This window comes from Citrobacter sp. Colony219 (assembly GCF_019382635.1).
Taxonomy (GTDB): domain Bacteria; phylum Pseudomonadota; class Gammaproteobacteria; order Enterobacterales; family Enterobacteriaceae; genus Citrobacter; species Citrobacter youngae.
This window is the reverse complement of the sequence record NZ_CP080033.1, coordinates 3,585,360-3,585,641: the sequence shown is the minus strand read 5'-3', so window position 1 is coordinate 3,585,641 and position 282 is coordinate 3,585,360. Positions and strand designations below refer to the sequence as shown.

At 57.4% G+C, this 282-nt stretch carries 1 pseudogene; it reads left to right on the top strand.

What is annotated here, in order from left to right:
- Positions 1 to 282: pseudogene (locus JTI85_RS21535) on the top strand (tRNA cytosine(34) acetyltransferase TmcA); the annotation flags it as partial.

The window sequence follows — 282 nt, the reverse complement described above, 5'->3', positions numbered from 1 at the left end:
GCGATTGTTACCGCTCCGGCGAAAGCGGCAACGGATGTACTGGCGCAATTTGCTGGGGAACGCTACTGCTTTATGGCCCCGGATGCGCTGTTAAGCAGTACTGCAACTGCAGACTGGCTGATCGTGGATGAAGCCGCCGCGATCCCCGCGCCGCTGCTACACCAACTGGTGGCGCGTTTTCCCCGAACAATGTTAACCACCACCGTTCAGGGCTATGAAGGAACTGGCAGAGGGTTTTTGTTGAAATTCTGCGCTCGCTTCCCCTATCTGCGGCGCTATGAG